The organism is Dokdonella aquatica (genome assembly GCF_051987395.1).
Classification (GTDB): domain Bacteria; phylum Pseudomonadota; class Gammaproteobacteria; order Xanthomonadales; family Rhodanobacteraceae; genus Dokdonella.
This window is the reverse complement of record NZ_CP197094.1, coordinates 959,150-984,139: the sequence shown is the minus strand read 5'-3', so window position 1 is coordinate 984,139 and position 24,990 is coordinate 959,150. Positions and strand designations below refer to the sequence as shown.

The 24,990-nt window shown below is 67.4% G+C and carries 28 protein-coding genes and 1 riboswitch; of the genes, 13 read left to right on the top strand and 15 right to left on the bottom strand.

Translation table 11 applies throughout. The features are described 5' to 3' along the window. Positions 1-6 precede the first annotated feature (6 nt). The 4 genes from ACQQ2N_RS04355 (at position 7) to ACQQ2N_RS04340 (ending at position 5,655) form a co-directional block, all read left to right on the top strand. On the top strand, positions 7-1,479 hold the full coding sequence (locus ACQQ2N_RS04355; RefSeq protein WP_440224458.1) for a hypothetical protein: 1,473 nt from the start codon (positions 7-9) through the stop codon (positions 1,477-1,479). Positions 1,480-1,595: 116 nt separating this feature from the next. Beyond that, complete coding sequence (locus ACQQ2N_RS04350) at positions 1,596-2,450, top strand: LysR family transcriptional regulator (RefSeq protein WP_440224457.1); 855 nt, start codon at positions 1,596-1,598, stop codon at positions 2,448-2,450. Between the two features lie 181 nt (positions 2,451-2,631). Continuing rightward, a complete protein-coding gene (locus ACQQ2N_RS04345; protein WP_440224456.1) occupies positions 2,632-4,956 on the top strand; it encodes a penicillin acylase family protein in 2,325 nt (774 codons plus the stop codon). Positions 4,957-5,022: 66 nt separating this feature from the next. After that, positions 5,023-5,655: a LysE family translocator gene (locus ACQQ2N_RS04340; protein ID WP_440224455.1), complete on the top strand. Its 633-nt coding sequence runs from the start codon at positions 5,023-5,025 to the stop codon at positions 5,653-5,655. Positions 5,656-5,717: 62 nt separating this feature from the next. Here the strand turns inward: ACQQ2N_RS04340 and ACQQ2N_RS04335 are convergent, their stop codons facing one another. After that, positions 5,718-6,611 carry a LysR family transcriptional regulator gene (locus ACQQ2N_RS04335; protein ID WP_440224454.1) on the bottom strand — a complete coding sequence of 298 codons (894 nt, stop codon included), beginning with the start codon at positions 6,609-6,611 and terminating at the stop codon, positions 5,718-5,720. 194 nt (positions 6,612-6,805) lie between these two features. On the opposite strand from ACQQ2N_RS04335, the gene ACQQ2N_RS04330 reads away from it, so the two are divergent. Both ACQQ2N_RS04330 and ACQQ2N_RS04325 read left to right on the top strand, forming a co-directional pair. Beyond that, positions 6,806-7,459, top strand: a complete 654-nt coding sequence (locus ACQQ2N_RS04330; protein WP_440224453.1) for a hydrolase — start codon at positions 6,806-6,808, stop codon at positions 7,457-7,459. 74 nt (positions 7,460-7,533) lie between these two features. Beyond that, positions 7,534-8,277 carry a nuclear transport factor 2 family protein gene (locus ACQQ2N_RS04325; protein WP_440224452.1) on the top strand — a complete coding sequence of 248 codons (744 nt, stop codon included), beginning with the start codon at positions 7,534-7,536 and terminating at the stop codon, positions 8,275-8,277. A 79-nt stretch (positions 8,278-8,356) separates the two neighbouring features. Here the strand turns inward: ACQQ2N_RS04325 and ACQQ2N_RS04320 are convergent, their stop codons facing one another. The 6 genes from ACQQ2N_RS04320 to ACQQ2N_RS04295 all read right to left on the bottom strand — a co-directional run bounded on the left by ACQQ2N_RS04320 (position 8,357) and on the right by ACQQ2N_RS04295 (position 12,142). Beyond that, on the bottom strand, positions 8,357-8,614 hold the full coding sequence (locus ACQQ2N_RS04320) for a hypothetical protein (protein WP_440224451.1): 258 nt from the start codon (positions 8,612-8,614) through the stop codon (positions 8,357-8,359). A gap of 154 nt (positions 8,615-8,768) precedes the next feature. Continuing rightward, entirely contained in the window at positions 8,769-9,053 is a 285-nt protein-coding gene (locus tag ACQQ2N_RS04315) for a hypothetical protein (RefSeq protein ID WP_440224450.1), read from the bottom strand. 68 nt (positions 9,054-9,121) lie between these two features. Next, entirely contained in the window at positions 9,122-9,673 is a 552-nt protein-coding gene (locus tag ACQQ2N_RS04310) for a 2'-5' RNA ligase family protein (RefSeq protein ID WP_440224449.1), read from the bottom strand. Positions 9,674-9,936: 263 nt separating this feature from the next. After that, positions 9,937-10,926, bottom strand: coding sequence for a sensor histidine kinase (locus ACQQ2N_RS04305; protein ID WP_440224448.1), 990 nt, complete (start codon positions 10,924-10,926; stop codon positions 9,937-9,939). 4 nt (positions 10,927-10,930) lie between these two features. Further along, positions 10,931-11,635, bottom strand: a complete 705-nt coding sequence (locus ACQQ2N_RS04300; RefSeq protein ID WP_440224447.1) for a response regulator — start codon at positions 11,633-11,635, stop codon at positions 10,931-10,933. 45 nt (positions 11,636-11,680) lie between these two features. Beyond that, entirely contained in the window at positions 11,681-12,142 is a 462-nt protein-coding gene (locus ACQQ2N_RS04295) for a hypothetical protein (RefSeq protein WP_440224446.1), read from the bottom strand. Between the two features lie 152 nt (positions 12,143-12,294). Next, a riboswitch (yybP-ykoY riboswitch) is annotated at positions 12,295-12,471 on the top strand. Between the two features lie 6 nt (positions 12,472-12,477). Here ACQQ2N_RS04295 and ACQQ2N_RS04290 point away from each other — a divergent pair. From ACQQ2N_RS04290 to ACQQ2N_RS04275, 4 genes are all read left to right on the top strand, one after another. Next, positions 12,478-13,062 carry a TMEM165/GDT1 family protein gene (locus ACQQ2N_RS04290; protein ID WP_440224445.1) on the top strand — a complete coding sequence of 195 codons (585 nt, stop codon included), beginning with the start codon at positions 12,478-12,480 and terminating at the stop codon, positions 13,060-13,062. A 152-nt stretch (positions 13,063-13,214) separates the two neighbouring features. Next, positions 13,215-13,613: a hypothetical protein gene (locus ACQQ2N_RS04285; RefSeq protein ID WP_440224444.1), complete on the top strand. Its 399-nt coding sequence runs from the start codon at positions 13,215-13,217 to the stop codon at positions 13,611-13,613. Positions 13,614-13,840: 227 nt separating this feature from the next. Next, the gene (locus ACQQ2N_RS04280; RefSeq protein ID WP_440224443.1) at positions 13,841-14,572 is read left to right on the top strand and encodes a HupE/UreJ family protein; all 732 of its coding nucleotides are present in this window, start codon (positions 13,841-13,843) and stop codon (positions 14,570-14,572) included. Between the two features lie 11 nt (positions 14,573-14,583). Further along, positions 14,584-15,225: a hypothetical protein gene (locus ACQQ2N_RS04275; protein ID WP_440224442.1), complete on the top strand. Its 642-nt coding sequence runs from the start codon at positions 14,584-14,586 to the stop codon at positions 15,223-15,225. Between the two features lie 73 nt (positions 15,226-15,298). Here the strand turns inward: ACQQ2N_RS04275 and ACQQ2N_RS04270 are convergent, their stop codons facing one another. Beyond that, positions 15,299-15,691, bottom strand: a complete 393-nt coding sequence (locus tag ACQQ2N_RS04270; RefSeq protein ID WP_440224441.1) for a MerR family transcriptional regulator — start codon at positions 15,689-15,691, stop codon at positions 15,299-15,301. A 76-nt stretch (positions 15,692-15,767) separates the two neighbouring features. Here ACQQ2N_RS04270 and ACQQ2N_RS04265 point away from each other — a divergent pair, with 76 nt between their 5' ends. Further along, positions 15,768-16,559: a glutaredoxin family protein gene (locus ACQQ2N_RS04265; protein ID WP_440224440.1), complete on the top strand. Its 792-nt coding sequence runs from the start codon at positions 15,768-15,770 to the stop codon at positions 16,557-16,559. 155 nt (positions 16,560-16,714) lie between these two features. Here ACQQ2N_RS04265 and ACQQ2N_RS04260 read toward each other — a convergent pair whose 3' ends face one another. From ACQQ2N_RS04260 to ACQQ2N_RS04235, 6 genes are all read right to left on the bottom strand, one after another. Beyond that, the gene (locus ACQQ2N_RS04260; protein WP_440224439.1) at positions 16,715-17,170 is read right to left on the bottom strand and encodes a hypothetical protein; all 456 of its coding nucleotides are present in this window, start codon (positions 17,168-17,170) and stop codon (positions 16,715-16,717) included. 61 nt (positions 17,171-17,231) lie between these two features. Continuing rightward, complete coding sequence (locus ACQQ2N_RS04255; protein WP_440224438.1) at positions 17,232-18,059, bottom strand: HNH endonuclease; 828 nt, start codon at positions 18,057-18,059, stop codon at positions 17,232-17,234. Between the two features lie 45 nt (positions 18,060-18,104). After that, positions 18,105-18,860, bottom strand: a complete 756-nt coding sequence (locus ACQQ2N_RS04250) for a PP2C family protein-serine/threonine phosphatase (RefSeq protein WP_440224437.1) — start codon at positions 18,858-18,860, stop codon at positions 18,105-18,107. A 47-nt stretch (positions 18,861-18,907) separates the two neighbouring features. Continuing rightward, positions 18,908-19,120: a hypothetical protein gene (locus tag ACQQ2N_RS04245; protein WP_440224436.1), complete on the bottom strand. Its 213-nt coding sequence runs from the start codon at positions 19,118-19,120 to the stop codon at positions 18,908-18,910. Positions 19,121-19,134: 14 nt separating this feature from the next. Beyond that, a complete protein-coding gene (locus ACQQ2N_RS04240; RefSeq protein WP_440224435.1) occupies positions 19,135-20,685 on the bottom strand; it encodes a DUF2779 domain-containing protein in 1,551 nt (516 codons plus the stop codon). Between the two features lie 2 nt (positions 20,686-20,687). Next, positions 20,688-22,865 carry an AAA family ATPase gene (locus tag ACQQ2N_RS04235; protein ID WP_440224434.1) on the bottom strand — a complete coding sequence of 726 codons (2,178 nt, stop codon included), beginning with the start codon at positions 22,863-22,865 and terminating at the stop codon, positions 20,688-20,690. A gap of 134 nt (positions 22,866-22,999) precedes the next feature. Here ACQQ2N_RS04235 and ACQQ2N_RS04230 point away from each other — a divergent pair, with 134 nt between their 5' ends. After that, positions 23,000-24,025 carry a helix-turn-helix transcriptional regulator gene (locus ACQQ2N_RS04230; RefSeq protein WP_440224433.1) on the top strand — a complete coding sequence of 342 codons (1,026 nt, stop codon included), beginning with the start codon at positions 23,000-23,002 and terminating at the stop codon, positions 24,023-24,025. 75 nt (positions 24,026-24,100) lie between these two features. Beyond that, positions 24,101-24,478 carry a hypothetical protein gene (locus ACQQ2N_RS04225; protein ID WP_440224432.1) on the top strand — a complete coding sequence of 126 codons (378 nt, stop codon included), beginning with the start codon at positions 24,101-24,103 and terminating at the stop codon, positions 24,476-24,478. A gap of 13 nt (positions 24,479-24,491) precedes the next feature. Here ACQQ2N_RS04225 and ACQQ2N_RS04220 read toward each other — a convergent pair whose 3' ends face one another. Beyond that, positions 24,492-24,965: a DUF1203 domain-containing protein gene (locus ACQQ2N_RS04220; RefSeq protein WP_440224431.1), complete on the bottom strand. Its 474-nt coding sequence runs from the start codon at positions 24,963-24,965 to the stop codon at positions 24,492-24,494. Positions 24,966-24,990 lie beyond the last annotated feature (25 nt).

Genomic DNA, 24,990 nt, shown 5'->3' with positions numbered 1-24,990 from the left:
GTCGTCATGCCCCACGTCCACGTCACCTCGTTTTTCCGCGCGCTCGCGGTTTTGTCGTGCCTCGTCGCCGGTGGCGTCGCCCACGCGGCCGGCCTCACGCTGACGATGTCGCCGGTGCCACCGGTCTACACGGGCACGCAGTACACGTTCGGGCTCGGCTTCGAGAAGACCGACCGCAACGACGGCATCGTCCACGACGGGCCGTTCACGCTGCGGATCCGCATTCCGGCGGGCATGACGCTGCGTGGTGCCACGGGCGGAAACTGGACGTGTCCGCCTCCTCCCGCCGGCGCGATCACGATGAGCTGCACCTATCCCACCGCGCTGACGTTCTGGAATCCGGCCTCGAGCTTCCTGAGCGTCCACGGCGACACGCCGATCGACATGCCGCTCGGTCCCGTCGATCTCGAGGCGACGATCGAGAGCGCGCAGGTTCCGCTGCCCGGCAACGTGATCTGCACCGGCAGTCCGTCGACGACCGGGTGCGCGATCGTCGCGACGCCCGTGACCGCATCGAGCCTGCGCATCACCGACTGGGGCGCGAGCTCGGGTTGGGTCGCGAACACGCCGGTCGCGGTCTGGAACGGTCCGCCGTACGAGGCGGGTACGGACGAGACGATCGTGATCGGCTTGCGCAACATCGGCTTCAGCTCGAGCAACACGCCGATCACGCTGCGCGTGATGCTGCCCGACGGCGTCAGCTTTCGCAGCACGGGCAGTTCGATCCCGACGTTCACGTGCTCGGCAGCCGGTCAGCTCGTGACCTGCACGACGCCCCACATGTATGACACGCAGAACGGCTACGTCGTGATCGGTACGCGCGTGAGCCACGGCGTGGCGGTGCCCGGTCCGTTGTTCTTCCATGCCGCGGTCGGCAACAACGTCGTCGCGCCACCGTCGGACTGCGTGGCGAATCCGCACCAGGATCGCTGCGGCCGGCTGCAGATGCCGACACGCGCGCCGCGCACGCCGTTCCTGCGCTTCGAGACGCCTGCGATTACGCATTCGCCCGCGATCTTCACGCTCGGGCAGGACCAGGGACCGATCGTCGCGAGCTTCCGCAACGTCGGCGACGGCCTCGCCGGCGCCACGTCGGTCCTGTTCAAGCTGCCGCCGGGCTTCATCTACACGCACCTGTTCAGCGCGATCCCGTCCATGGCCTGCAGCGCGAGCGGCAGCATCGCGAACGGCCAGGTGCTGACTTGCACGGGCCCGGGCCTGCCGTCGGGCACGAGCGGCTACGTGAGCTTCGGCGTGCATCCCGATGCAGGCACCGAGGCACCTGGCCCCGTGGTGCTGCTCGGTGCGGTCGACACCTCGTCGCCAGCGAGCACGCAGACGCTCGCAAGCTGTGCGAACGATCCGACCCGGGTGCAGTGCGCCTGGCACGAGATCCCGACGTTCCGGCCCTGCGCGCTGCAGTACGGCACCGACGGTGTCTACTGCGACGCGTTCGAGACCGTCATGCCGCAGCGCTGATGCCGCCTTCACCACGGAAGCGGTTCAAGGGTCGACGCCTCGTCGCCGTTTCCATGGACGGCGCGGGCGGATAGAGTCGGGCGTGACGTCGTCCGACGACCGCGCGGCATGGGCCGATGAGTACCCGTTTGAACATCGACGTGTTGCGCCACTTCGTCGCGATCGCCGACGCGGGCGTCATGCTGCGCGCGGCGGACCGCGTCGGACGCACGCAGGCGGCGCTGAGCCAGCTGGTCAAGCGGCTCGAGGGCGAGCTCGGGCAGACGCTCATGCTGCGCAGCGGGCGTGGCATCACGCTGACCGCGCACGGCCAGCGTCTCTATGCGTACGCCCAGCAGATCCTGCGCGTGCACGATGAAGCCGTCGCCTCGCTGCGCGGCGAGAGCCTCTCCGGCGAACTCAAGCTCGGCCTGCCCGAGGACTACGCCTACGCGTTCCTGCCGGCCTTGCTGCGCGGATTCTCGAACCGGCATCCGCAGGTCGTGATCGAGGTCGTGTGCGCGCCGACCACGCAGCTGCTCGCGAAGCTCCGCGACCGCGCACTCGACATCGCGATCGTGTCCGAACCCGACCATCCGGATCGCCCGTTCCTGGCCAAGGCGCAGTTCGTGTGGGTCGGTGCACCCGGAAGTGACGCGCACCGGCGCGATCCGCTGCTGCTCGCGCTCACCGACCGCGACGATCTCAACCATCAGGCCGCGATCGCCGGCCTCGATGCGGCGGGCCTCGCGTACCGCATCGCCTACGCGAGCGCCAGCGTCGCGGGTCTGATCTCGGTCGTGCGTTCGGGGCAGGCCATCGCGGTGCTGACGGAGTACGCCGTGCCACCGGATCTGGTCGTGCTGCCCGCGTCGAGCGGGCTGCCGGCACTGCCCTCAATCGGCATCACGCTCGCGACCGCGAAAGGCGAGGCTTCGCCGCTGCTCAAGCGTTTCGAAGCCGAGGTGCGCGCGATCCTGTCGGGGTCGTAGGCCGCGTCCGCGGCTGCGTTTCACGGGATCGCGACCGCCGCGCCATAAGCCGGGCTTATGGCGCGCTTAAGCACTATTCGATTCCACGAACACGGGCGCTGCCCTAGCGTTGCCGCCTGCGTACCGACACCCGCGGACGCGACCCGACGAGGCGAGCCACGTGATGAATCGATCCGATCCCATGTCCGTCGTGCACGCACGCCGATCCCCTGCGGCTGCCGAACGACGCATCGCGACCGGCACGCGCCCGCGCACGCTGCTCGCCGCTGCGGTGATGGTCCTCGCGGGCTGCGCGGGCGTGCCGCCGCAGACGACACCGGGCTACGAGGCGACCATCACGCGCACGCGCTTCGGCATCCCGCACATCAGGGCCGCGGACTATGGCGGGCTCGGCTTCGGCGCCGCCTATGCACGCGCGCAGGACAACCTCTGCCTGATGGCCGACTCGTACGTCGGCTTCGCCGGCGAGCGCTCGAGGTTCTTCGGATCCACCGGCATGGCGATGGTCGGACTCGTCACGGCCACGAACCTCGAGAGCGACGTGTTCCATCGCACGCTCACCGACCTGCCGCGCCTGCACACCGCGTTCGCGCAGCGCTCCGCGGCGTACCGCGAGCTCGTGGACGGCTGGGCGGCCGGCTACAACCGGTATGTCGACGATCATCGCGGCCGATGGCCGGCTGCGTGCGCGGATGCGCCTTGGGTGCGCGCGATCACGCGCGACGACGTGCTGCGGTCGCTCGAGGCCTTCTCGGTCCTGTCGACGTCGGGCGTGCTCGCGGTGCCCCTCGCCAACGCGTCGCCGCCCGCGGAGGCGGTCCGCCGCGATGCCGCCGTGACCGCGGTCGTCGACGACGTGATGCTGCCGGGCAGCAACGGCTGGGCATTCGGCGGCGAGGCGACGCATAACGGCAAGGGCCTGGTCCTGGCCAATCCGCATTTCCCGTGGATGGGCTCCAACCGCTTCTACGAGACGCACCTGACCATCCCGGGCGAGCTCGACGTCGCCGGCGCGGCCATCATGAACCTGCCGTACGTCGGTGTCGGCTTCAACCGCGACGTCGCGTGGACGCACACGGTCGACATGGCCGTGCACATGACGCTGTTCGAGCTCGCGATCGATCCGGCCGATCCCACGGTCTACATGGTCGACGGCCGGCCCGAACCGATGACGCGCCGCGAGCTGCGCATCGAGGACAAGGACGGCACGACGATCACGCGCACCGTCTACGCCACGCGCCACGGCCCCATGGTCTCGGTGCCGGGCGGTCCGTTCGAATGGACGCGCGAGAAGGCCTACGCCATCGCCGATGCCAACCGCGGCAACCTGCGCAGCGGCGACACCTGGCTCGACATCGCCCGCGCTCGCAACGTCGAAGACGTGCGCGCCGCGCTCGCCACGCACCTCGGTGCGCCGTTCCTCAACACGCTCGCCGCCGATCGCGCGGGCGACGCGCTGTACGCCGACATCGGGACGATTCCGAACGTGCCGGCGGCGCTCCTGTCGGCGTGTGGCCGCATCGAGGCACGCCCGATCGGGCATCTGCAGGATCTCGTCGTGCTCGACGGAAGCCGCTCGGACTGCGCGTGGGCGACCTCGCCCGATGCGGTCGAGCCCGGCCTGCTGCCGGCGTCGGAGATGGCGACGCTGGTCCGTCGCGACTACGTGCAGAACAGCAACGACAGCTACCGCTGGACGCATCCCGACGCCGTGCACGCGCTCGGCCCGATCATGGGGCGCGATCCCGGCGTCGGCCGGTTGCGCACGCGTGCCGGCATCGAGACGATCCGCCGCACGCTGCGTACCGGTCCGTTCGATGCCGACCGCGCGGTGCAGGCGATGTTCGGCAACGAGGTGCTCGCGGCCGAGCTCGTGTTGCCGTCCATGCTCGCGCTCTGCCGGCGTGCCGATGCACCGGCGAAAGCCTGCGCGGCGCTCGCCGGCTGGGACGGCAAGGCCGCGCTCGACAGTCGCGGCGCGATGCTGTTCGGCCTGTTCTGGGCCGCCGTCGGCGAGCGTGCCGACATCTGGACGACGCCGTTCGACCCCGACGACATGCTCGGCACGCCGCGTGGTTTCGTGACGGAAGGCGCGGTCGCGACCGACCTGCTCGCCGCACTGGCCGCCGCTGCCGATGCGATGGACAAGGTCGGCGTGGCACCCGACGCGCCGCTCGGCGAGGTCCAGTTCGTGGTGCGCGGCGACGAACGGATTCCGATCGCGGGCCTGCAGGGCGGCGGCACGCTCAACTACACGAAGGCCGTGCCCGCGAAAGGCGGCTATTCGGTGATCTTCGGCGCCAGCTACGTGCAGGCGGTCGGCTTCGACGACGCCGGTCCGGTCGCGAACGCGATCCTCGCGTACTCGCAGTCGACCGATCCGGCCTCGCCGCACCATGCCGACCAGACGCGCGAGTTCTCGAAGAACGTGCTGCACCGTTTCCCGTTCTCCGAGGCCGAGATCGCCGCCGATGCACTCGGACCGCCGGTCACGATCCGCCAGTAGCTCCTGCATGCCGTCGGTGCGATGCCCGCATCGTCTACCTCGCCCCGATGCCACGGAAGCCCCGATGTGGACACCGCGCGCCTGACTGCCTTCGTCGCGACCTGCCTGCTCGTCTCGCTGACGCCCGGCCTCTGCGCGATGCTGTGCATGAACCTCGCGACCACGCTGGGATTGCGCAGGACGCAGTGGATGATGGCGGGTGAGGTCGTCGGCATGGGCAGTGTCGCCGTAGCGGCGATGCTCGGCATCGCGGCGACCCTGCACGTGCAGCCGTGGTTGTTCGGCGTGTTCAAGCTGGCCGGCAGCGCCTACCTGATCGTGCTCGGTTGCAAGGCGTGGACGCATGCGCGCGGCGGAGGCCAGGCGTCGGTCCGTGGTCCGCGCTCTCGCCTCTCGCTCGCGGGGCTGGGCTTCACGACCGCGGTCACCAATCCGAAGGTCTGGGCCTTGTACGTCGCGCTGCTGCCGCCGTTCATCGACCCTTCGCGGCCGCTCGCGGCGCAGCTCGCCGTCATGCTCGCGATCATCGTCGCGATCGAGCTTGCGGCGCTGTACGCCTATGCCTTCGGTGGCCGCGCGCTCGCCCGTCTGCACGAAGGCTCGCCGTCACGTCTGTGGATCGACAGGATCATCGGATCGCTCATGATCGCGATGGGTGTGTGGATGCTCGTCGAGAACGGCCTGCCGCCGTCGTCATGAGGTCCGTTCGCATCGCGAGGTGATGGCGACGTCGCGCGCGCTGCACGATGGGATCGGCTGCGTCACGGAGGCGCTCCCGCATCGTGCGTGGCGTGGTCGAAGCATGCGATCAGCAACTCGGTGAGTGCGCGCACCTTGCGCGACGGATGCGGTCCGGGTGGGCGCACGACGTAGATGCCGGCCGGTGGCGGCGGGTAGCGCGTCATGACCGGCACGAGCGCACCCGATGCCACGTGGTCGTCGGTGATGCCATCGGGCAGCCACGCCACGCCGAGTCCGGCGACTGCGGCGGCGACCAGCGCGGTCGCGTTGTCGGCCTTGAAGCGGCCGCGCGGATGCACTGTCACGGTGCGCTCGCCGTCCAGGAACATCCAGGCTTCCGTGCCCTGCATGAGCGCTTCGTGCGAGGCGAGCTCGTCCGGTGTCTCCGGCGCACCGTGTGCTTCGATGTAGGCCGGGCTCGCGACGAGCTTGCCGTACAGCGGCCCGACGCGCCGCGCGACGAGGTTCGAATCCTGCAGATAGCCGATGCGGATCGCGCAGTCGAAGCCTTCGCTCACGAGATCGACGAAGCGGTCGCTGTAGCACGTGTGCACATGCAGCTGCGGGTGCCGGCGCGCCATGTCCGCGAGCACGGGCGCGAGGTGCGTGGGGCCGAACGACAGCGGCGCGGCGATGCGCAGGCGGCCGCGCAGCTCGCCGCTCGGCAGCAGCGTCTCCATCGCCGTGTCGACCTCGTTGCAGATGCGCGCGGCGTGCTCGCGGAACGTCGCGCCGGCTTCGGTCAGCGACGCACCGCGTGTCGTGCGCGCAAGCAGCTGCACGCCGAGCTCGGCCTCGAGCCGGGCGAGATGCCGGCTCACGACCGACTTGGCGACGCCGAGCCGACGCGCCGCGGGCGACACGCCGCCGGCATCGGCGACTTCGACGAAGGTGCGCAGGGCTTCGATGTCCACGTGGTGTTCCCGTTCCGGCAACACAGCCTGCCACGAAACGCGACGCGCCCGGCGTTCCGCGAAACGCGACACAGCGGCACGCCAGCGTGTGCTACCGCGCCGTGCAGCGGGCTGACAAGGTGCGTGTTCCGCACGACACGCCATTCGCCGCGCGTCGTCGCACGCCGCATCCTGACCCCTTGGAGGACAACCCCATGACGTTCCGCAACGGCCTCGCTTCGCTCCTGCGTCCCGAAGACTCGGTGCTCGTGCTCATCGACCACCAGCCCTACCAGCTCGCCAACCTCAACAGCCATGACCCGCAGGCCGTGGTCAACAACGCGACGGCGCTCGCGAAGTCCGCGAAGGCCTTCAATGTGCCGACCATCCTGACCAGCGTGGTCGCCGATCGCGGCGGCCTGATCTTTCCGCAGATCACCGACGTGTTCCCGGGCCAGGCCGTCATCGACCGCACCTTCATCAACACCTGGGAAGACCGCAAGGTGGTCGAGACGGTCGAGGCGACCGGCCGCAAGCAGCTGGTCATCGCCGGCCTGTGGACCGAGATCTGCGTCGCGATGCCGGTCATCCAGGCGCTCGGCGAAGGCTGGGACGTGACCGTGATCACCGACGCCTCGGGCGCGGTCTCGGTCGAGGCGCACGAGGTCGCGATCCAGCGCATGATCGCGGCCGGCGCGAACATGATGACGTGGCTCGCGCTCGCCGCCGAATGGCAGCGCGACTGGGCGCGCAGCGAGCACGCGGCCGAACTCACCGACGTGATCAAGCACCATGCCGCGGGCAGCGGCATCGCCTACCTGTGGGAGCAGCAACTGCTCAACACGCCCGTGCCGAAGGCCGCGGGCTGATTCCGACGCGCATGGCGCGTCGATGCGGCGCGCCATCCGTTTGATCCTCCTTTTTCGAGACCCGGGCCACGACCATGTCGATCGATGCCTTCCCCGTCGGGCTGGTGATGGAGGTCGCCTACCCGGCATTCCGCGCGCGCGTGACCTTGCTGTCCACCACGCAATTGCGATTCGAGATCGCGGAGGCCGCATTCGCGCGCACCGAAACCGTCGGCATCGAGGTGGTGCCGCTCGGCGGTGGCCGTTTCGTCGTGAGCTGGCGGGAGGCCGATGGCGCGACGGTCGTGAACGTGCAGGATCACGATGCCGGTTTCGTGCACGCGTACGCCACGTTGGCGGACGGCCGCTTCCTGCGCATGACCGGCACGATCACCATCGTGCAGCCCGCACGGCATGTCGCCGACGATCGCCCGCGGTGCAACAAGGCGCTCGTGCTCGAGGCGATGACGGCGCTGTTCCAGCGTCGCGATGCGTCCGCCGTGGAGCGGCTCTACGCGGCGGACTACCGACAGCACAATCCCGGTATTCCGCAAGGCCGAGACGCGCTGCAGGCCCTCGTCGCGGACCTGCCGCCCGACGTGCACTACGAGCCGGGCCTCGTGGTCGCCGAAGGCGATCTCGTCGCGATCCACGGCCGCATCCGTGGCTGGGCGGAGTCGCCGCAGGTGGTCGTCGACCTTTTCCGCATCGAGGCCGGACGACTCGCCGAGCACTGGGACGTGCTGCAGGACGAGGTGCCCGCGACGACGGCGCTCGGCGGCGTGTCGATGTTCGATCCGGACGAGGCTGCGCGGTACGGCCGCCCGGCGGCGACCTGATCGCAAGGGCCCCACGCGTATCGGGATGCGTGGCCGGGCGTGGCGCCGCTCGTCGGCGTGGCCTTGGCAGGTAGGCGCCTCAGTGCGTCGGCTTCCAGCCGTGCCTGATCGCCTCGTCGATCTCTCGGGCCCGCCGGCAGGCGGGCAGGGCCTCGTACTCGGCGCGCCCGGTCGGATCCGAGGTCGTACACGCCTGGATCGTCGCGAGCCGGATGCCCTCGTCGTAGATATAGGCGGCCTCGTCGACGTGGTGGCGCAGGCTTTCGGCCGACGACGTGCACGACGCGAGACCTGCATGCACGGCGAGCGTCGCGAGAAGGAGGTTGAAACGCCGCACGGGCCGCGCCCTTGATCGCCAATCGGCGATTATGCGGCGCCTGCTTGAAGGACCGACGGGAAGGACGCCTGCCGCAACGTTTGTTCACCACGTCGCGGCGCGGGCCGGACCACCATCCCGTGCCGATCCCTGCATGTCGCGCGCGGCGTGCCCTTCATCCCTCGGCGATCGCGAACAGGTCCACGGCGACGAGGATGGACAGCAGGCCGCACAGGAAGGCACGGTCCGCCCAGATCTCGAAGCCTGAGACCGCGGGTTCCCCGCGGATCGCGATGTAGGAGAACAGGCAGCTCAGGCCGAGGAGCAGCGCGGACACGAGTGCGACTTCGTCCGCCATCGAGCGCTGGCTGTACTGCGTGACGTGCAGGCCCGTGACGATGATGAGCGCGATGCCGAGCAGGTTCGAGGCGGCATTGAGGATGTGCGGATGCTTCGACATGCGTTCGTCCTGCGGTGCCGGCGCGCCGATCGGCACGAAGGGACGCTTCGGATGGCGCCCCGGCCATCCTAGAGCACCATCTGGGTCCATTCCGCGATGCGCATGCAAGGACCCTGGAGGGGCCCCCAGGCGAGCGCGAAGCCGAGCAGCGTCATGTCGAGGGGGCGGTCGAGCGGACTCGCGGGGATGTGCTTGCCGGATGCGGAGGTCGGGACGATGCCCCACGTGACATGCGGCGTCCACGCTGTCTGCGAAGGGGGCGCATGCACGGCACAGGCGCGAGACAGCAGCGCGGCTGCATCGAGGATCGACCGCGGCGAGGCGCCCGCGACGAACGTGCAGGTTCTCGCCCCCGAGGCGTCGAGATGCTCGTCGACCCGGTTGAAGGCCAGCGTGCCCGGCCGGAAGCGGACGGCCGATCCGATCTCGACCAGCCGACCCTCGAGGTGGGGCTGCCGCTTGTCGCTGTCGGGCCCCTTGGCTAGCGGCAGATGCAGGTCGGCGGGGTGGATCAGCGTCACCTCGATTCCGCGCCGTTCGCTCTGGCGCCATGCGGCCTCCGCGAACGCATCGCGCTCGTCGTCGAGCGGGAAGATGCCGAAGAAGTAGCGGGCGGTCATCGTTGATCGGGCCTTGTTCCGGAAGGATCCATGGCAGTGCGTGGATGGTGCGGCATGAAGTGGTCTCGACGCGACGGCGGCACCTCGCCCGATCCCGGCGGGATCATCTCGCGCACGGGTTCCGGCGGGACGCTCCGGCGCGCCTCCATATCATTACCGCACGACTACATGTAGACGTACGCCGTGACCGGTGTGTGGATATGTGGAGGAATGCTCGCGGATCGCTGAATTGATATCCCGCGGTGATCAATCGCGCGGGACGCTCAGCCCTGCATGCGGCTCGGTCGCGGCAATGCCACGACGAAGCGCGCGCCGCCGTGCGCGTTCGTGTCGCAGGACACATGGCCGCCGTGGCGCTCGGCGATCTGCCGGACCAGGGCGAGGCCGAGTCCGCTGCCGACGTTCTCGCGATGCGCGCGGCTGCGGAAGAACGGCTCGAAGATGCGCGTGCGGTCCGCGGCGTCGATGCCGGTGCCGCTGTCGTCGACGACGATGCGGAGCGTCGACGCCGATGGCACCACCTCGATACGGATCGGCGCTCGTCCGTGGCGATGCGCGTTCTCGAGCAGGTTGCGCACGAGCCTGCGCAGCAGGCGCGGGTCGGCCGAGGCGAGGTGCGCGCCGGCATCGACGGGTGTGTCACCAGGCGACACGTCGACATCGGGATAGCGCGACGCTTCCTCGGCGACGAGGCCGAGCACGTCGACGTCGTCCTCTGCCGCGAGCGGAAGCTCCGCATCGAGCCGGCTCGACAGCAGGATTTCCTCGAGCAGGTCGTCGAGCTCGCGCATGTCGCGCACGAGGTCGGCACGCCGCGTGGCGTCGTCGCGCTCGGCGAGCAGCTCCACGCTGAGGCGGATGCGCGCGAGCGGCGTGCGCAGTTCGTGGCTCGCGTTCGCGAGCAGCTGCCGGTGGGCGTGCAGCAGTCGCTCGATGCGTTCGCCGGCGACGTTGAAGCCGCTCGCGAGCGCGGCGATCTCGTCGCTGCCCTCGACCACCGCGCGGCGTGCGAGGTCGCCTTCGCCGAACGCGCGCACGGCGTCGCGCAGGCGGTCGAGTCGTCCGCCGAGGCGGCGCGCGAGCGGATACGCCGCTGCGCTGACCAGCATCGCGAGCGTCACGAGCGCGATCGTCCCCGTCACGGGGCCGAGCTGCGTCCAGCCGTGCCGCACGATCATGCCCATCACGAGGTAGGTGAGCAGGCAGCCGAGCAGCAGCAGGTAGAAGCGCTGGAACAGGTGCGGAAGTTTCATCGCCTCAGTCCTGCGCGCGTGCGAACACGTAGCCGGCGCCGCGCACGGTGAGCAGGCGCTTCGGCTGTTTGGGATCGTCCTCGATGGCCTGCCGCAGCTTGGAGACGTGCACGTCGATCGAGCGATCGAAGCCGTCGCCGCTGCGTCCGCGCATCGCATCGAGCAGGGCGTCACGGCCGAGCACGCGCCCGGCGTGCTCCGCGAGCACCACGAGCAGCGCGAACTGGTGCGCGGTCAGCGCCACGACGGCCTCGTCGAGGCGTGCCTGGAACGCGTCGCGATCGATCTCGAGGCGCCCGAAACGCAGCACCGGCTGGCCGGCGCCCGTAGTACCGGAAGCGCCACGCCGCATCACCGCGCGCAGCCGGGCCACGAGTTCGCGCGGCTCGAACGGCTTGGCGAGGTAGTCGTCCGCACCGAGTTCGAGGCCGACGATGCGATCGGCCGTGTCGCCACGCGCGGTGAGCATGACCACGGGCAGCCCGCGCAGCGATGCGTCGGCGCGCAGCTGCCTGCACACGTCGAGTCCGTCGGCATCGGGCAGCATGAGGTCGAGCACGAGCGCATCGAAGCTGCCCGACCGCAGGCGCGACAGCGCGGTGTGCGCGGTCGCGTCCGTGGTCGCGGCGAACCCCGACGCGTTGAGGTACTCGACGATCATGCCCGCGAGCCGGCGGTCGTCTTCGAGGACGAGGATGCGTGGGCCCATGGCGTGGTCCGCGTGCGAAAGCGCCAGCCTAGCCGGATGCGCGCGTCAGTGCGCGAACCGGCGCTTCTGCTCGGCATCGAGCGTGGCCGCGGCGTCGGCGAGGAAGCGCAGGTAGCGTCGGCCCGCCACGTCGAGCAGCGCGATCTGCTCGTCCTTCACGCCGGTCCACGCGCTCTCCGTGAGCGACGGTGCGAGCAGGGCGTGGTGCAGCGCGGACTGCGCCTCGGCCTCGCGCGCGGCGAGGCCTTGCAGGTCGGCCTCAGCGCGCTCGGCCAGCGCCGGCAGCGTGCACGCGTCGCCCGCCTCGATCACCTCGCAGATGTGCGCCGCGAGCTGTCGGCTGCGCGCGGCGAGTTCGGCGGGCCGGCCCGCCGCCGAGAGCAGGTCGGACGGACGGGCGCCGGCATGCGGACCGGCGTGGGGTTCGCCGTGCGCGTGCACGGCGATGGCCGATGCGGCCACGCCGAGGAAGACACCGAGGATCGCGGATCGCCAGGCGAGGGACATGGGAAGACTCCTTTCGGGACGCGGGAGGATTCCCGCAGGCCGAAGCGTGGGCGCGGCGCGTCAGCGCGTGATGTGCGCCATGTGAAGAAGCGTGAAGCGCGGATTCCCGGGACGCCGGCCCGGTTGTCCGCCGTCCGGGGCGGGGGTACAATCGCCGCGTCATCGGGGAGTAGCCGCCTCTGCAAAGAGGAGCCGACGTCAACACACTTGGTCCACAGACCATGGCGTCGGCGGCATCTGCTGAGCGAGACCTTTGACCTTGTTGTCCACAGCCGGGGCCGGCGATGGACGGCAGGGTCATTGGTATTTTTTCGCCGGCCCCTCAGGACAATCCCTTGGACGCCCTCATCGCCTCGTTCGGCATGGTCGCGATCGCCGAAATCGGCGACAAGACCCAGCTGCTCTCGTTCGTGCTCGCCGCACGCTTCGCCGGCCAGCACGGGCGCATCATCGCCGGCATCTTCGTCGCCACGATCGTCAACCACCTGTTCGCCGCCGCGGTCGGCGACTGGGTCGCCGCGAATGTCGGCGCCGACATCATGCGCTGGATCCTCGGCCTGGCCTTCCTCGCGTTCGCGGCATGGGCGCTGATTCCCGACACGCTCGACGACGACGACGCGAAGCCGTCCCGCCACGGCGCGTTCGCGACCACGGTCGTGTTGTTCTTCCTCGCCGAGATGGGCGACAAGACCCAGCTCGCGACCGTCGCGCTCGGCGCGCAGTACGCCAACCTCGCGATGGTCTCGATCGGCACGACGCTCGGCATGATGGCCGCGAACGTGCCGGCCGTGCTCGTCGGCGACAAGCTCGCCAAGCGCTTCCCGCTGTCGAAGATGCGCTTCGTCGCGGCGTTCCTGTTCGCGCTGTTCGGCGTGCTCATCCTGCTCGGTGTCGACATCGGCCTCGGCCTGGGCGTCTGAGAGTCATGGCCACGTTGCGTGCATGGCGGTTCTCTTGGCCATTTCGTCGGGCGACGTCTCCGCGCGACGATCCGGCAATGGTGCGCCGAGGCCTCGCAGGGACGAATCGTTCGAGCTTGCCCCGCTGCGTCGGCGTGGCATAGCCTTCATGGATGCCCGCCACGCGCGCCACGTCGTCGAACACGTTCCGCATCGTCCTCGCGATGCTGCTCGTCGTCGGCATGCTTGGACGTGCGGGGCTGCATCTGGTCGGCGAGCTCCACGCGGCCGACCACGCAATGAACGCGGCGCTCGTCGCGCACGGCCACGATCATGCGCAGATCGGGGCCTGCGACGGTCGCGACGACGCGACCTCCGATGACGACGCCTTGCAACGTGGCCTCGGAGGCCACGGCCTGTTCCACCACGCCGACGGCATCACGCTCGCGACGCTCGTGGTCGAAGTCGAAGCGGCGAAGCCGCACTTCGATGACGTGAAGCCTTCCGTGTGGGCGCCGGCCATGTTCGCGTCCGTGCAGGCCGTGACACCGTTCCGGCCACCGATCGGCTGACCTCCGCGATCACCGCCGAGGCGTTCCGTCCCGGCGGCATCGATCCCTGCGTGCCGTCCGTTCGTTCACCCGAGGTATCGACCTCGCCGACGGGTCGCTGTCGTGCGCCGTCACGACACGGATGCACTGCCTGGATCGTTCATGCCCTTCCGCATCACCACGGGTTCGCGACGGCACGCGCTGTCGCAGGCCTCCGGCGCCGTCGTGCGCCGTCACCAGGAGCCTCCATGCGTTCCAGTACGTCTCCACGCGACACGGCGATGCTCGTGTGCGCTCTACCCGGGATCGGCCGCTGGCTGATCCCCGCCGTGGTGTCCTTGCTACCAGGACTCGCGTTCGCGCACGGCGTGAGCGGCGGCGACCAGCAGTTCCTCGAACAGAGCACGGGCGTTCAGCTCGTGACCTTCACCTACCTCGGCGCCAAGCACATGGTCACGGGATACGACCACCTGCTGTTCCTGCTCGGCGTCGTGTTCTTCCTGCACCGCATGCGCGACGTCGGCCTCTATGTCACGCTGTTCGCGGTCGGGCACAGCGTCACGCTGCTGGCCGGCGTGCTCGGCGGCTTCCACGTCGATCCGTACGTGATCGACGCGATCATCGGCCTCTCGGTGGTCTACAAGGCGCTCGACAACCTCGGCGCATTCCGGCGCTGGTTCGGCATCCAGCCGGACAACCGCATCGCCGTGCTCGTGTTCGGCCTGTTCCACGGCCTCGGCCTCGCGACCAAGCTGCAAGATTTCTCGCTGTCGCCCGACGGCCTCGTGCCGAACATGCTCGCGTTCAACCTCGGCGTCGAGATCGGCCAGCTGCTCGCGCTCGCGGGCATCCTCATCGTGATGGGGTTCTGGCGACGCCGTGCGTCGTTCGGAAGGCAGGCCTTCGGCGCCAACGTCGTGCTCATGACCGCAGGCTTCCTGCTCATGGGCTACCAGATCACCGGCTATGTCGTCTCGTGAAAGGAACCCCCATGTCCTCGATCCCGCTTCATAATCTTCCTTCCTCGCGCCGACTCGTGCGCGCCACGATCGTCTCGATCCTCGTCGCCGGTGCCCTGCTCGTCACGGTGGTGATGCCGGCCGAGTTCGGCATCGATCCCGTCGGCACGGGCCGCCTCCTCGGACTCGATGCGCTTCACGACGTGGACGCCGTGAACGATGCACCGGACTCGGCGCCGGCCGCCGCGCCCGCCACCGATCGCGACGCCGTGCTCGCCGCGAACGCCAAGTCCGCGTTCGGCGAATCCAAGGGCCAGTCGTTCGACGCCGCGGCGCTGTCGCCGACGTCGGGCAGTCTTTCGCGCAGGACGATGACCGTCTCGCTCGCGCCGGGCAAAGGCGTCGAGGTGAAGGCTGCGCTCGAGCAAGGGCAAGGCCTCGTCTTCAGCTGGCTCGCGACCGCTCCCATCGCGGTCGACATGCACGGCGAGCGTCCCGATGCGAAGAACGCGTGGACGAGCTACGCGGTCGAGCGTGCGCAGGAGAGTGCCGCGGGCACGTTCGTCGCGCCGTTCACCGGCACGCACGGCTGGTACTGGAAGAACCTCGGCGACGCGCCCGTGGACGTCACGATCGACGTCGCCGGCGCCGGCGTGGAGATCTACCAGCCCTGAGGCGACGTGGGTTCACGCGGATCTTCGTCTGCAGGTGCGCGGCGGCATCCGCACGGATGCCGCCGATCGTCCGTCATCGAGCCGCGTCGTCGAACGCCGCGAGGATCGGGCAGGGGCCTGCATCCTCGCGTGCGCAGCGTCGTGCCAGCGTGCGCAGCGCGTCGCGTGCACGCTGCATGTCGGCGATCTGCTCGTCGAGGCGCGCGATCTTCGCGAGGGCGAGATCGCGCGCACGTCGATGGTCGCGGCCTGCATCGAGGGCGAGCAGCTCGCGGATCTCCTCGAGCGCGAAGCCCGCGCGCTGCGCGGTGCGGATGAAGCGCAGGCGGCGCAGATCGTCGTCGCCGTAGCGACGCACGCCGTGCCCGCCGGTCGGCGTATCGAGCAGCCCCTTGCGCTGGTAGTAGCGCACCGTCTCGACACCGACGCCACCCGCTTCGGCGAACGCGCCGATCGCCATGCCCATGACTTGACTCCGTACCATGGTACGGAACGTAGGATCGCTGCAGGCCGGACGCAAGCCTCCGGCGCAGGAGTTCCGCATGAGCACGTCGCCGTCACCGCCGCGCAAGGTCGCCACGTTGGTTCGCATGGTCATGGAGCGCCACGTCTGTCCGTATGGCCTCAAGGCGAGGCACCTGCTGCGCCGCGAGGGCTTCACGGTCGAGGATCGATGGCTCACGTCGCGCGAGGCCGTTGACGCCTTCAAGGCCGAGCACGGCGTCAGGACGACGCCGCAGGTGTTCATCGACGGCGAGCGCATCGGCGGCTACGACGAGTTGCGCCGCCGTCTCGGCAAGCGCGTCGCCGATCCGGACACGCCGTCGTACCGGCCCGTGGCCGCGCTGTTCGGCATGACCCTGCTCATGGCGCTCGCGGCGAGTTACGCGATCCACGGTACGCCGTTCACGCTGCGCGCGGCCGAGTGGTTCATCGGCTTCAGCATGGTCGTGCTCGCGCTGCTCAAGCTGCAGGACCTCGAGCGCTTCGCGACGATGTTCCTCAACTACGACCTGCTCGCGCGCCGCTGGGTGCCATATGCCTACGTCTACCCGTTCGCCGAAGGGTTCGCAGGCGTGCTCATGGTCGCGGGCGCACTCACGTGGCTGTCGGTGCCCGTCGCGCTCGTCATCGGCGGCATCGGCGCCGTGTCGGTGTTCAAGGCCGTCTACGTCGATCGACGCGAATTGCGCTGCGCCTGCGTCGGGGGTGCAGGCAAGGTGCCGCTCGGCGCCGTGTCACTGGCCGAGAACCTCATGATGATCGCGATGGCCGTGTGGATGGCGCTCGGTGCGTTCGGGCTGCTGCCGGAGGCGTGGCACGCGATGCGCTGAGGAAGCGGGCATGATGATGTAGCGTGCCGGATGTCGGTCGCCAACCGTCATGCCCGCCACTTGCTCGACGAATGCGTGCCTTTCCAGAGTGAGTCGACGCTGAGCTTCTCTCTCGACCAAAACCAAGGAGTGTTTCCGAGCGGCACCGACCGGGCTCAGGCTCCTGCACGAAGGGCTTCGGCGAAGGCTTCCTCGACCGGGACGCCCTCCATGATGAGGTCGAGAATCGCTTCGCGATGATCGCGGGCGTGTGGCGGGAGGCTCGCCTTGTTGCTCCTGCTGTAGTCGGACATGAGCTGGAGCGCTTCCGTCCTGTCGGGCTTTCTCGCCTTCGCGTCGGTATCGAGGATCGAGTACGAGCCGATCAGCGTGCTCAGCCTACTCGGAACCTGCTGCTCGCCGCGTTTGCCGAGCGTGATCGCGGTCCAGCGTCCGATCCAGTGGTTGACGGTGTTCTTGTCGAGGATCGCGCACAGATGTTCGTAGCGCGCACGCAGTGATGGATCTTTCTCGATGGCCTCGAAGACCTCGTCGATGATGTGATGGGAGTACGGGCCGGTGCTTCCGCCCAATACCTCACGGGCGAGTTCTCTTACTTCGATAGTCTTCATTTTAGCTCTATATAATTAGTTGCGATAGATTTAGGAATGCCGTGAATACTAAAGGTCGTTGCTATCGGTTAAACACCAGGCGATGAAGTTCGGCGGCTCTTGGATATTTCTCATATCTTTCGTTCAAGGCTTCAGCATGCCTTGCAGCATATGAGCATGGATTGTAGTTCTTCATCTGCTCCAAGACGTAATGCCGAACACATTCCGCTGCCATAATCTCAAGCCCTTCATGCGAGAACTTCAGGCAGAGCAAACCGGCGTCAAACAAGCGATGCATATCCGATCTCAGGAGAATAGTATTGCTGGTTGAATCTCTACCGCCGGACTTGACGGGCACAATGTGAGCCGCATCTAGGCACGCATGCAGATCACAGCCAGTCAGCAAGCATTGACCTACTTCTGAAATAAGTATCTTCCTGAGGGCACTCTGATCAGGTCTATTAAGAACTGATCTCGATATCTTCACCCGGCCAAAAGGTTCTTGCGAACGAACATATATCCAGTCCTTATTTCTCTCGAGCTCGACGGTATTGCTATCGTTGCCTTTCCAGAAAACGGAGGATGGCTCGCCATTTTTATCTAGGCGTATTTCTGTCGATCCAAACTCGATCTGCCATTCCATGCCTTCCCATTCTTTCGGACGTTCATTGTAATCTATTCTGATAACCGAATTTTCAGGGTGTTCTAGGATGGCCTCGTAGAAGTAGTAATGGCTATCAGTCTTGCTCGTGTACTTGCCGATGGTCTCAATCGGGCCGGGAGATCCAGATTCAATGACATGAAGGGGAATAATCTCAAGCTCCATGGATTCGTACCATAGAATTTGAAGTCCTTCCGTAAATATATCGAATCTGCCGTTTATTTTCATCTTGCTCTCTGAGTTGCTCACGGTATCTTCCTCTTTCGATCGAATAGGGGGGGCGACGTCGAGCATTCAGGCGCGTTCTGGTTTGGCGACGATGATGGAGAAATTGTCATTTGCGCCTTGAGCGTACACGGCTTCTCGAATCGCCGCGACTTGCTGAAGCGGTGTTTTACCTCGAAGCATTGGCAACCATGCTTCATCCTCGCCGAGGACGTCGTGGACGCCATCGGTACAGAGGATCAATGCGTCGCCTGGCAGAAGCCTCGAGCTGCTGCGGTGTACCGCGAAGTCGTTGGCGCTCTCGTCGGCGACTAGGCAGTCGGTCAGCGCGTTGTAGAGGCCCGCGTAGCGGCGGCTCTCGAGAGCCTGGCCTTCGTCGCGGAGGCGCTGCAGTTCCGTATGATCGTGGCTCATGCGTTCGAACCGGCCGTCGGATCGAAGCACGTAAGCGCGACTGTCCCCGGTATTCACGAACGTCACCACGTCGCTGCGCACATGCGCGGCGACCAGGGTGGTCGACGCCCCGCGCGGGAGGGCGCGCTTCGCAGCGGCTTCGCCGAGATGGCGTTGCGTGGCGCGCACATGCTTCGGGCCGACCATGCCGTCGAATGACGCTTCGGGGTGTCGCGCAACCTCATGCATGAGGCGCGTGACCGCGAGCCTGCTCGCCTGCCCCGGTGCGGGACTCGATGCAACACCGTCGGCGAGCACGAAGAATGTGTCGTCGATGGCGCATGTCATGTGGCGCAACGCGCGATCACGCTGCACGAGTTCGCCCAGGAAGCCTGCTGCATCGTGCTGCTCGCGGCAGTTGCCGATGTCCATGCAGAGGGCAACCTCGGCTCGAGGCAGCGCTTGGTCCGGTGACGACATCATGCCGACTCCGTGATGTCGAGCATGATGTCGCCGAGTTCCAGGCTGCTCGATCCCTTCTCGGCATGAGCCGCGCAACCGAAAGGACCCGCGACATCGATCACCAGCGTATAGCCGGCCGGCTCGCAACCGGCCTCGACCTCGGCGCGAGCGTGGTGGCCCGCCCACGCGAGCAGTCGGCGGGTCTGGTTCTGATCGAAGCGGAGATGCATGGTTCTTTCCCTGGTCATGTGCCTGGCTTTCCGGGCTTGGGCGATGCGGGGCGCCAGTTCGCGAGCCTGACCAGTGCCAGCGTGTCACGCTCGCAATAGTCGAGCATCTGCCCACGGAGTTCGTCGCGACGCCGTGGTGTGGTGTCTGGATGGCTTGCTTCGTGCCACGCCGCCTGGGCCGCCTGGCCGTCTGCGATGTCGAGTCTGTCGTGGCGCAGATCGGGCGCGATGGTCGGCAGGACCGCCTTGATCGACCATGAGCCGAGCATGTCGCGGTGGTAGTAGTGCTCGCGGTAGATCGGCAACAGGTCGACGAGCCGGCGTGCGATGGCGGAGAGTGCGCGGCGCTGCTTCGGGAATCGCTGCGCGAGGGCCAGGATGCGCGACTTCTCGAACGCCATGTTCCAGACCAGTACGGGACCCGATGTGCCGAGGACCTCGACGAGGCGCTCGGCGAAGGCAGCGAGTGGCGAACTCCCGGAGACATCGAGGAACGATGCATGCCGAAGATCGCCGGGCTCGCGTTCCTCGTGGCAGGAGAACTGGAATGGCAGAGGCTCGAATGGGCGCGACCCCTTCCACCTCGGGACCACGAAGCTGACGGTCTCGATGTCGAGGTGGAAGCGCGGAAACGGGATCTGATCAAGGATCTTCCCGAGCTCGTCGGCGACGAACGGCTTCGCGCGCCGCGTTGCCGCGCCGATTCGCTTGTGGAGGTCGCTGTCGAGCAGATGATCCGGCACCTTGCGCAGGTCGGTGTAGTCGAGCGCCTGGAGCTTCTCCACGGCTTTCCGGCCGTACGGAAGCAGATCAATAGGGTACTTCGGAGGCTCCGGTTCACCGGATCGGCAGTGCGCAATGAACGGGCATTCGTACGGAGCACGGCATTGCGGGCCGGTCGTGATGCCCGGCGACGGGCCACGGGCCATTTCCGCCAGGCGGCGGACGATCTCGGGAATGCGCGGCAGCCGCTCTTCGACCTCGCTGGTGATGTCTTCGAGCTTCAGGATGCCGTCGAAGTTGCCGTCACGCCGGTACACGAAGTCGCGGTCGACCAGCGCGAGGAGCACCTTGCGCACGTTCCTCCCGGCGCCGCGCGCGACCCAGGTCTGTATCGCGCAATCCCACAGGTACTCGTCCTTGACCTGGGTCGTGGACTTCACTTCGATCAAGGTATCGCCACGCGCGCCTCTCTCGAAGGCGTCCACGCGCACGCGCACGTCACGATGCTCGAACGCGGCCTCGAACAGCCGAGGCGCCTCGTGCCTCGGCTTCGCCAGTGCCGCCGAGGTCTGGTGCAAGGCGTCCTCGGGATGGCGATGGTCGGCATCGATCAGAAGCCCGCCACCGAGCAGGTCGCGCGCGAGTTCACCGAAGCGCGTCCCTTCCTGCAAACGGACCTGAGCAGCATCCGACCACTGCATCGTGTCGCGATCGTGGATCTCGAGCCACAGCCGCTTCGCGCACTGGCGACCGGACTGCACGCGCGACTTCGAAAGCTTGAGCGGACCCCGCGGGGTGGCGGGCATGAGGGTAGGCGTGTCCACAGCGTCGTGTCGGCCCATGGTCATGCCACGAATCCCATCGGGCTGCGGCGGCCTTCGGGCTTATGGGCTGCCTCGCGCTGGAGCAGCTCGACGATGCGGTACGCGCGAGGTTCTTCGCCGAGCAGTCGGAGCTGGCGTCCGACGTTCGCGAAGTCGCCCGGTGTGAGCGCATCAAGGCGATCCAGCGCTTCAAGGACTGCGTCCGCTACACGCACACCCGTGCTCATGCGTGCCAGCAGCGTTCTGCGCTGGGTGCGGGTCATGCAGTCGAAGCGGATCTTGAAGTCGAAGCGACGCATTGCCGCTGCATCGATGCCGTCCATGAAATTGGTCGTCGCGATGAAGATGCCTTCGAACGCCTCCATCTGTGTCAGCAGCTCGTTGACCTGCGTGACTTCCCATCCTCGATGCGCGCTGGACCTGTCTCGCAGGAAGCCATCGGCTTCGTCGATGACGAGGATGGCGTCTTCGTTGCGGGCTTGCGCGAATGCTCCGGCGATGAGGGTTTCGGTCTCGCCGATCCACTTGCTGATCAGGTCGGATCCGCGCTTCACCAGGGCCTGCTTGCCCGCCAGCTGCGCGAGGTGGTGCGCGAATGCGGTCTTGCCCGATCCGGGCGGGCCGTGCAGGCAGAGGCGTGCGCCTACACCGGAATGGACCGCACGCACGATGGCGGCGGTGTCGACGTCGGTGTTGAGGAAGGCCATGTCGTAGTGCTCGTCGGCCGCCGCCGGCATGATCGGCGGCGTTCCGCCTGCCGCCTTGATCGCCGAGCGTACGAGGCGTTCTGCCGTCGCATCCCTCTTCTGCATGCACGTCGAGGGCATCGACCGCGCGACATGCGCGATGCGCTCCACGTTGGCGGGGGCGAGCAGGTCGTTGGCGGCGATCCGGTCTGCGCATGCCTGCGAGATCTCGCCCTTGCGGAAGTAGCGATCCACGATGCCGCGTCGGACAGAGCGGGGCGGCGATCCGAGCTCGATCACGAGGTCGAAGCGGCGCAGATGGGCCGGATCGATCGCTGCGATGGAATTGCAGGTCCAGAACGCCGGTACGGCGTTCTGCTCCAGCGCATCGTTCATGCGGCTCTTGTGCATGCCGGATCGGGCCGCGTCCCTTCCGAACAGGCTACGGATCAGGTCGCCCTCGCCCCCAAAAACGTCTTCGACTTCGTCGAACAGCAGCAGTGACCCCTGCTGACGTGCGAGCAGGCTCTGGCACACCTGGTAGGCGGACATGCGCGCGCTCCCGGAAAGCGTGCTGCCGTCCCTGTCCTCGTTGGACACCTCGTGGAGCCGTGCGCCGACCGCGGACGCCACGGTTCTCGCGAGCTCGGTCTTGCCGGTGCCAGACTTGCCGTGGATCAGGATGTTGACGCCACTCCTGCGCTGCGTGACGGCATGTCGCAGATGGCTTTCCAGCAGCGGAAGCTCCTCGACATGCGTGTAGTCCGTGAGCCGCAGCTTCGACTTCGGAGCGTTGCGGACGCTGTTCCTCAGCAGCGCTGCCTCGTCGAGGCGTGGCAATGTCAAGGCGTCGATGACCGTGGCGGAAAGAACGAGTTGTTCTTCGCGCCAGCGCGACTCCACACCCCAGTGCTCGAGCAAGCCGCTGCGGCGCAGGGACGAGCTACGGCTCGTGGCCGAGAGCACCTCCTTCTGGCGAAGTCCTGTCGCCGCGCAGATGCTCGACACGAAATCCTTCTGCGACGAGATCGCGAGGCGGAAAAGGTCACTGATCTGACCGACTTCGCTCGCGACGATGCAGAACCTCAGGAAGATCCGCTCGGCACCCGACAGGCCGATGATCGATGCGAAGCGCTCGATGTTCCTGTGCAGAACGCCGGTCTGCTTGCCGGCCGATGCTTCGAGTCGTGCGGCCTGATGCGTGAAAGCTTCGCGGAGTTCCGCTGCACTGCTCGTCCTTTCGCCTTGGTCTTCCCATTCGAAGCCGACCAATGCGAGTACATCCTCGTCGCGGAACCGTCCGCGTTCGAGAAGCTTCGCATGCCACTTTCCCTTCTGGATCATCCGCAAGGCGTAGAGCGCCGCCTCGCGACCGATGGCGGAGGCGATCCGCACGGGCTTGAGCCGCGAGGCTCGCGCGCTTGCCTTTGATCCAAAGGGGTTCGTGCCGAAGTCGGACAGATGGGTATGCGTACCGAAGATTTCGTCGAGATCGGCATCACGTGACCGCATGGGGAATCCCTCGTTGGCAGGCCTCCATTGAACCTCCCTGATGCGACATATGCTGTCGCATGCGGTCCAGGGTGGCGCGCCCGCCGGCGCGACAGGCCCTAGACTTCGAACCGGTCCATCACCGGAACGTCGCGATGCCCGACACCAGCCTGCGCTACCTCGCCATGCTCGGCATGATCCCGCGCGCACCGCAGAAGATCGCGATCAAGACCTTGTGCGAGAAGCTCGAGGGGGCCGGTTTCAGTGCCCACAAGCGCAGCGTGGAGCGCGACCTCCACAAGCTGGCCGAGCACTTCGCGCTGACCTGCGACGAGGCCCGTCCTGCGGGGTGGTCATGGGCGGGCAAGAGCGAGAGCGTGACGTTCCCGCCGATGTCGCTGTCGACGGCGCTGACCTACGAACTGCTCGCGCAATATCTTCTGCCGGTGCTTCCGCGCGGCATGCGCCAGCAGATGCAGCCGGTCTTCAACGAAGCGCGACATACCCTCGGCATGTTCGGCTCGGCACCGATCGGGCAGTGGTCGATGAAGATCGCCGTGATTCCGAACGGCCAGCCACTGCTTGCACCGGATGTGGCGGACGAGGTGAGCGACGTGGTCTACGACGCGTTGCTGCATGACACGCAGTTCGAGGCCGACTACGTGTCGGCCAACACCGGTGACATGAGACGGTGGGCCTTCAGCCCGCACGGGATCGTGTACCGCCAGGGCGTCGTCTACCTCGTCGCCGCGATCCTCGACTACGACAAGGTCCGCCAGTTCGCGTTGCACCGCATGTCCAATGCTTCACGGTTGGACGCGCCATCGAGGATCCTCCCGGAGTTCGATCTCGCGCGCTACATCCATGGCGAGCATGCCTTCGAGATGCCTGCGGGCAGGGATATCCGCGTGGAACTCAAGGTGCACAGGTGGATGGCAGGCCATCTTCGCGAGTGCCGGCTGTCCACCGACCAGACGATCACGCCGGTCCGCGGAAGCAACGGCGAGCTCGAGCGTGTCACTGCAACCGTTGCCGACACGGATCAGCTGCAATGGTGGCTGCGCAGCCATGCCGCATCGGTCGAAGTCGTCAAGCCGGCAAGCCTCAGGCGGAGGATGATCGAGGACGCGATCGGGGTTGCGGCGCTCTACGGCGTGGGACTGGCCGGTGCAGGCTCGTGAGCCCGCAATCGAACATGAGCCTCGGTCGATCGGGCGGCGATCGATGGCGCGCAACTTCGGGAAGGTACCCTGCGCATGGATCATGACGAAGCCGCAGATCTGCTCGCGCGCTATCCGCGGCTTCCTGGAAGCGATGTGCTGCGCGCCCGCGGGATCCAGTGCGGGCCTGGCTGGCGATCCGTGGTGCACATGCTCTGCGAGCTCCTAGAGCACGACATCGACAACGGCGGTGCACGCCTGCAGGTACACGTGATCAAGGAAAAGCTCGGATCCCTGCGTGTCCAGGCTACGGATGCTTCCGATTACCAGCGTGGCCTCATTGCGTTCGCGAGTCGTCTTTCCGAGACGATCTGCGAGATCTGTGGCGACCCTGTGGCTGAACATCGGGCGCCCGCCTTACCAGCACTCGCGGCACGATGTGCGAAGCATGTCGGGGACGAGGTGCCGCGCTGACGACGACGTCCGATCAGCAGCGCTCCACCCGACACGAGAAGCACCCGTACGCGGCGTTGTGCAGGTGCGCGTAGGCAACGGCTCGATCGAGACACAGGGCTTCCAGCTCGCGTGCCACGTCGACGCCTTGGCATACGCGTCCCGAGACGATGCGGTGCGCGGTGTCGTAGGCACGGATCGAGATGAGGCGTCGCGTGACGTAGGGCGGTACGTCGCCGGGCGGCAGATCGCGGCGTATCACGCCCTTGCGCACGAAGATCGGGCCCGACGCGCGGTACGGCGAGTCGGCAGGCTGGTGTTCGAACGGCAGCAGGAGCAGCTCGTCGCCGACGGCGGCGTCCTCGAGGCTCACGCGGCAGGGATAGCCGGTCGGCGCGTCGGCGATGCGGCGCTCCGCGCCGATCGCCCGCAGCTGACGGTCGTCGAGCGCGAACAGGTTTTCGAAACGCTCGTGATCGAGTGCGATCAAGCGGAACGTGGCGGGCATGGCGGACTCCTTTCGGGAGCGCCAT

What these genes read in the sequence shown, in the direction of transcription:
- ACQQ2N_RS04295 (WP_440224446.1), bottom strand. Translation starts at nt 12,142, where the DNA reads ATGTCCCTCGCCTGGCGATCCGCGATCCTCGGTGTCTTCCTCGGCGTG.
- ACQQ2N_RS04315 (WP_440224450.1), bottom strand. Translation starts at nt 9,053, where the DNA reads ATGTCGAAGCATCCGCACATCCTCAATGCCGCCTCGAACCTGCTCGGC.
- ACQQ2N_RS04245 (WP_440224436.1), bottom strand. Translation starts at nt 19,120, where the DNA reads ATGCATCTCCGCTTCGATCAGAACCAGACCCGCCGACTGCTCGCGTGG.
- ACQQ2N_RS04305 (WP_440224448.1), bottom strand. Translation starts at nt 10,926, where the DNA reads ATGAAACTTCCGCACCTGTTCCAGCGCTTCTACCTGCTGCTGCTCGGC.
- ACQQ2N_RS04280 (WP_440224443.1), top strand. Translation starts at nt 13,841, where the DNA reads ATGCGTTCCAGTACGTCTCCACGCGACACGGCGATGCTCGTGTGCGCT.
- ACQQ2N_RS04260 (WP_440224439.1), bottom strand. Translation starts at nt 17,170, where the DNA reads ATGAAGACTATCGAAGTAAGAGAACTCGCCCGTGAGGTATTGGGCGGA.
- ACQQ2N_RS04275 (WP_440224442.1), top strand. Translation starts at nt 14,584, where the DNA reads ATGTCCTCGATCCCGCTTCATAATCTTCCTTCCTCGCGCCGACTCGTG.
- ACQQ2N_RS04265 (WP_440224440.1), top strand. Translation starts at nt 15,768, where the DNA reads ATGAGCACGTCGCCGTCACCGCCGCGCAAGGTCGCCACGTTGGTTCGC.
- ACQQ2N_RS04270 (WP_440224441.1), bottom strand. Translation starts at nt 15,691, where the DNA reads ATGGGCATGGCGATCGGCGCGTTCGCCGAAGCGGGTGGCGTCGGTGTC.
- ACQQ2N_RS04325 (WP_440224452.1), top strand. Translation starts at nt 7,534, where the DNA reads ATGTCGATCGATGCCTTCCCCGTCGGGCTGGTGATGGAGGTCGCCTAC.
- ACQQ2N_RS04355 (WP_440224458.1), top strand. Translation starts at nt 7, where the DNA reads ATGCCCCACGTCCACGTCACCTCGTTTTTCCGCGCGCTCGCGGTTTTG.
- ACQQ2N_RS04230 (WP_440224433.1), top strand. Translation starts at nt 23,000, where the DNA reads ATGCCCGACACCAGCCTGCGCTACCTCGCCATGCTCGGCATGATCCCG.
- ACQQ2N_RS04345 (WP_440224456.1), top strand. Translation starts at nt 2,632, where the DNA reads ATGTCCGTCGTGCACGCACGCCGATCCCCTGCGGCTGCCGAACGACGC.
- ACQQ2N_RS04220 (WP_440224431.1), bottom strand. Translation starts at nt 24,965, where the DNA reads ATGCCCGCCACGTTCCGCTTGATCGCACTCGATCACGAGCGTTTCGAA.
- ACQQ2N_RS04300 (WP_440224447.1), bottom strand. Translation starts at nt 11,635, where the DNA reads ATGGGCCCACGCATCCTCGTCCTCGAAGACGACCGCCGGCTCGCGGGC.
- ACQQ2N_RS04235 (WP_440224434.1), bottom strand. Translation starts at nt 22,865, where the DNA reads ATGCGGTCACGTGATGCCGATCTCGACGAAATCTTCGGTACGCATACC.
- ACQQ2N_RS04330 (WP_440224453.1), top strand. Translation starts at nt 6,806, where the DNA reads ATGACGTTCCGCAACGGCCTCGCTTCGCTCCTGCGTCCCGAAGACTCG.
- ACQQ2N_RS04240 (WP_440224435.1), bottom strand. Translation starts at nt 20,685, where the DNA reads ATGGGCCGACACGACGCTGTGGACACGCCTACCCTCATGCCCGCCACC.
- ACQQ2N_RS04310 (WP_440224449.1), bottom strand. Translation starts at nt 9,673, where the DNA reads ATGACCGCCCGCTACTTCTTCGGCATCTTCCCGCTCGACGACGAGCGC.
- ACQQ2N_RS04225 (WP_440224432.1), top strand. Translation starts at nt 24,101, where the DNA reads ATGGATCATGACGAAGCCGCAGATCTGCTCGCGCGCTATCCGCGGCTT.
- ACQQ2N_RS04285 (WP_440224444.1), top strand. Translation starts at nt 13,215, where the DNA reads ATGCCCGCCACGCGCGCCACGTCGTCGAACACGTTCCGCATCGTCCTC.
- ACQQ2N_RS04350 (WP_440224457.1), top strand. Translation starts at nt 1,596, where the DNA reads ATGAGTACCCGTTTGAACATCGACGTGTTGCGCCACTTCGTCGCGATC.
- ACQQ2N_RS04250 (WP_440224437.1), bottom strand. Translation starts at nt 18,860, where the DNA reads ATGGACATCGGCAACTGCCGCGAGCAGCACGATGCAGCAGGCTTCCTG.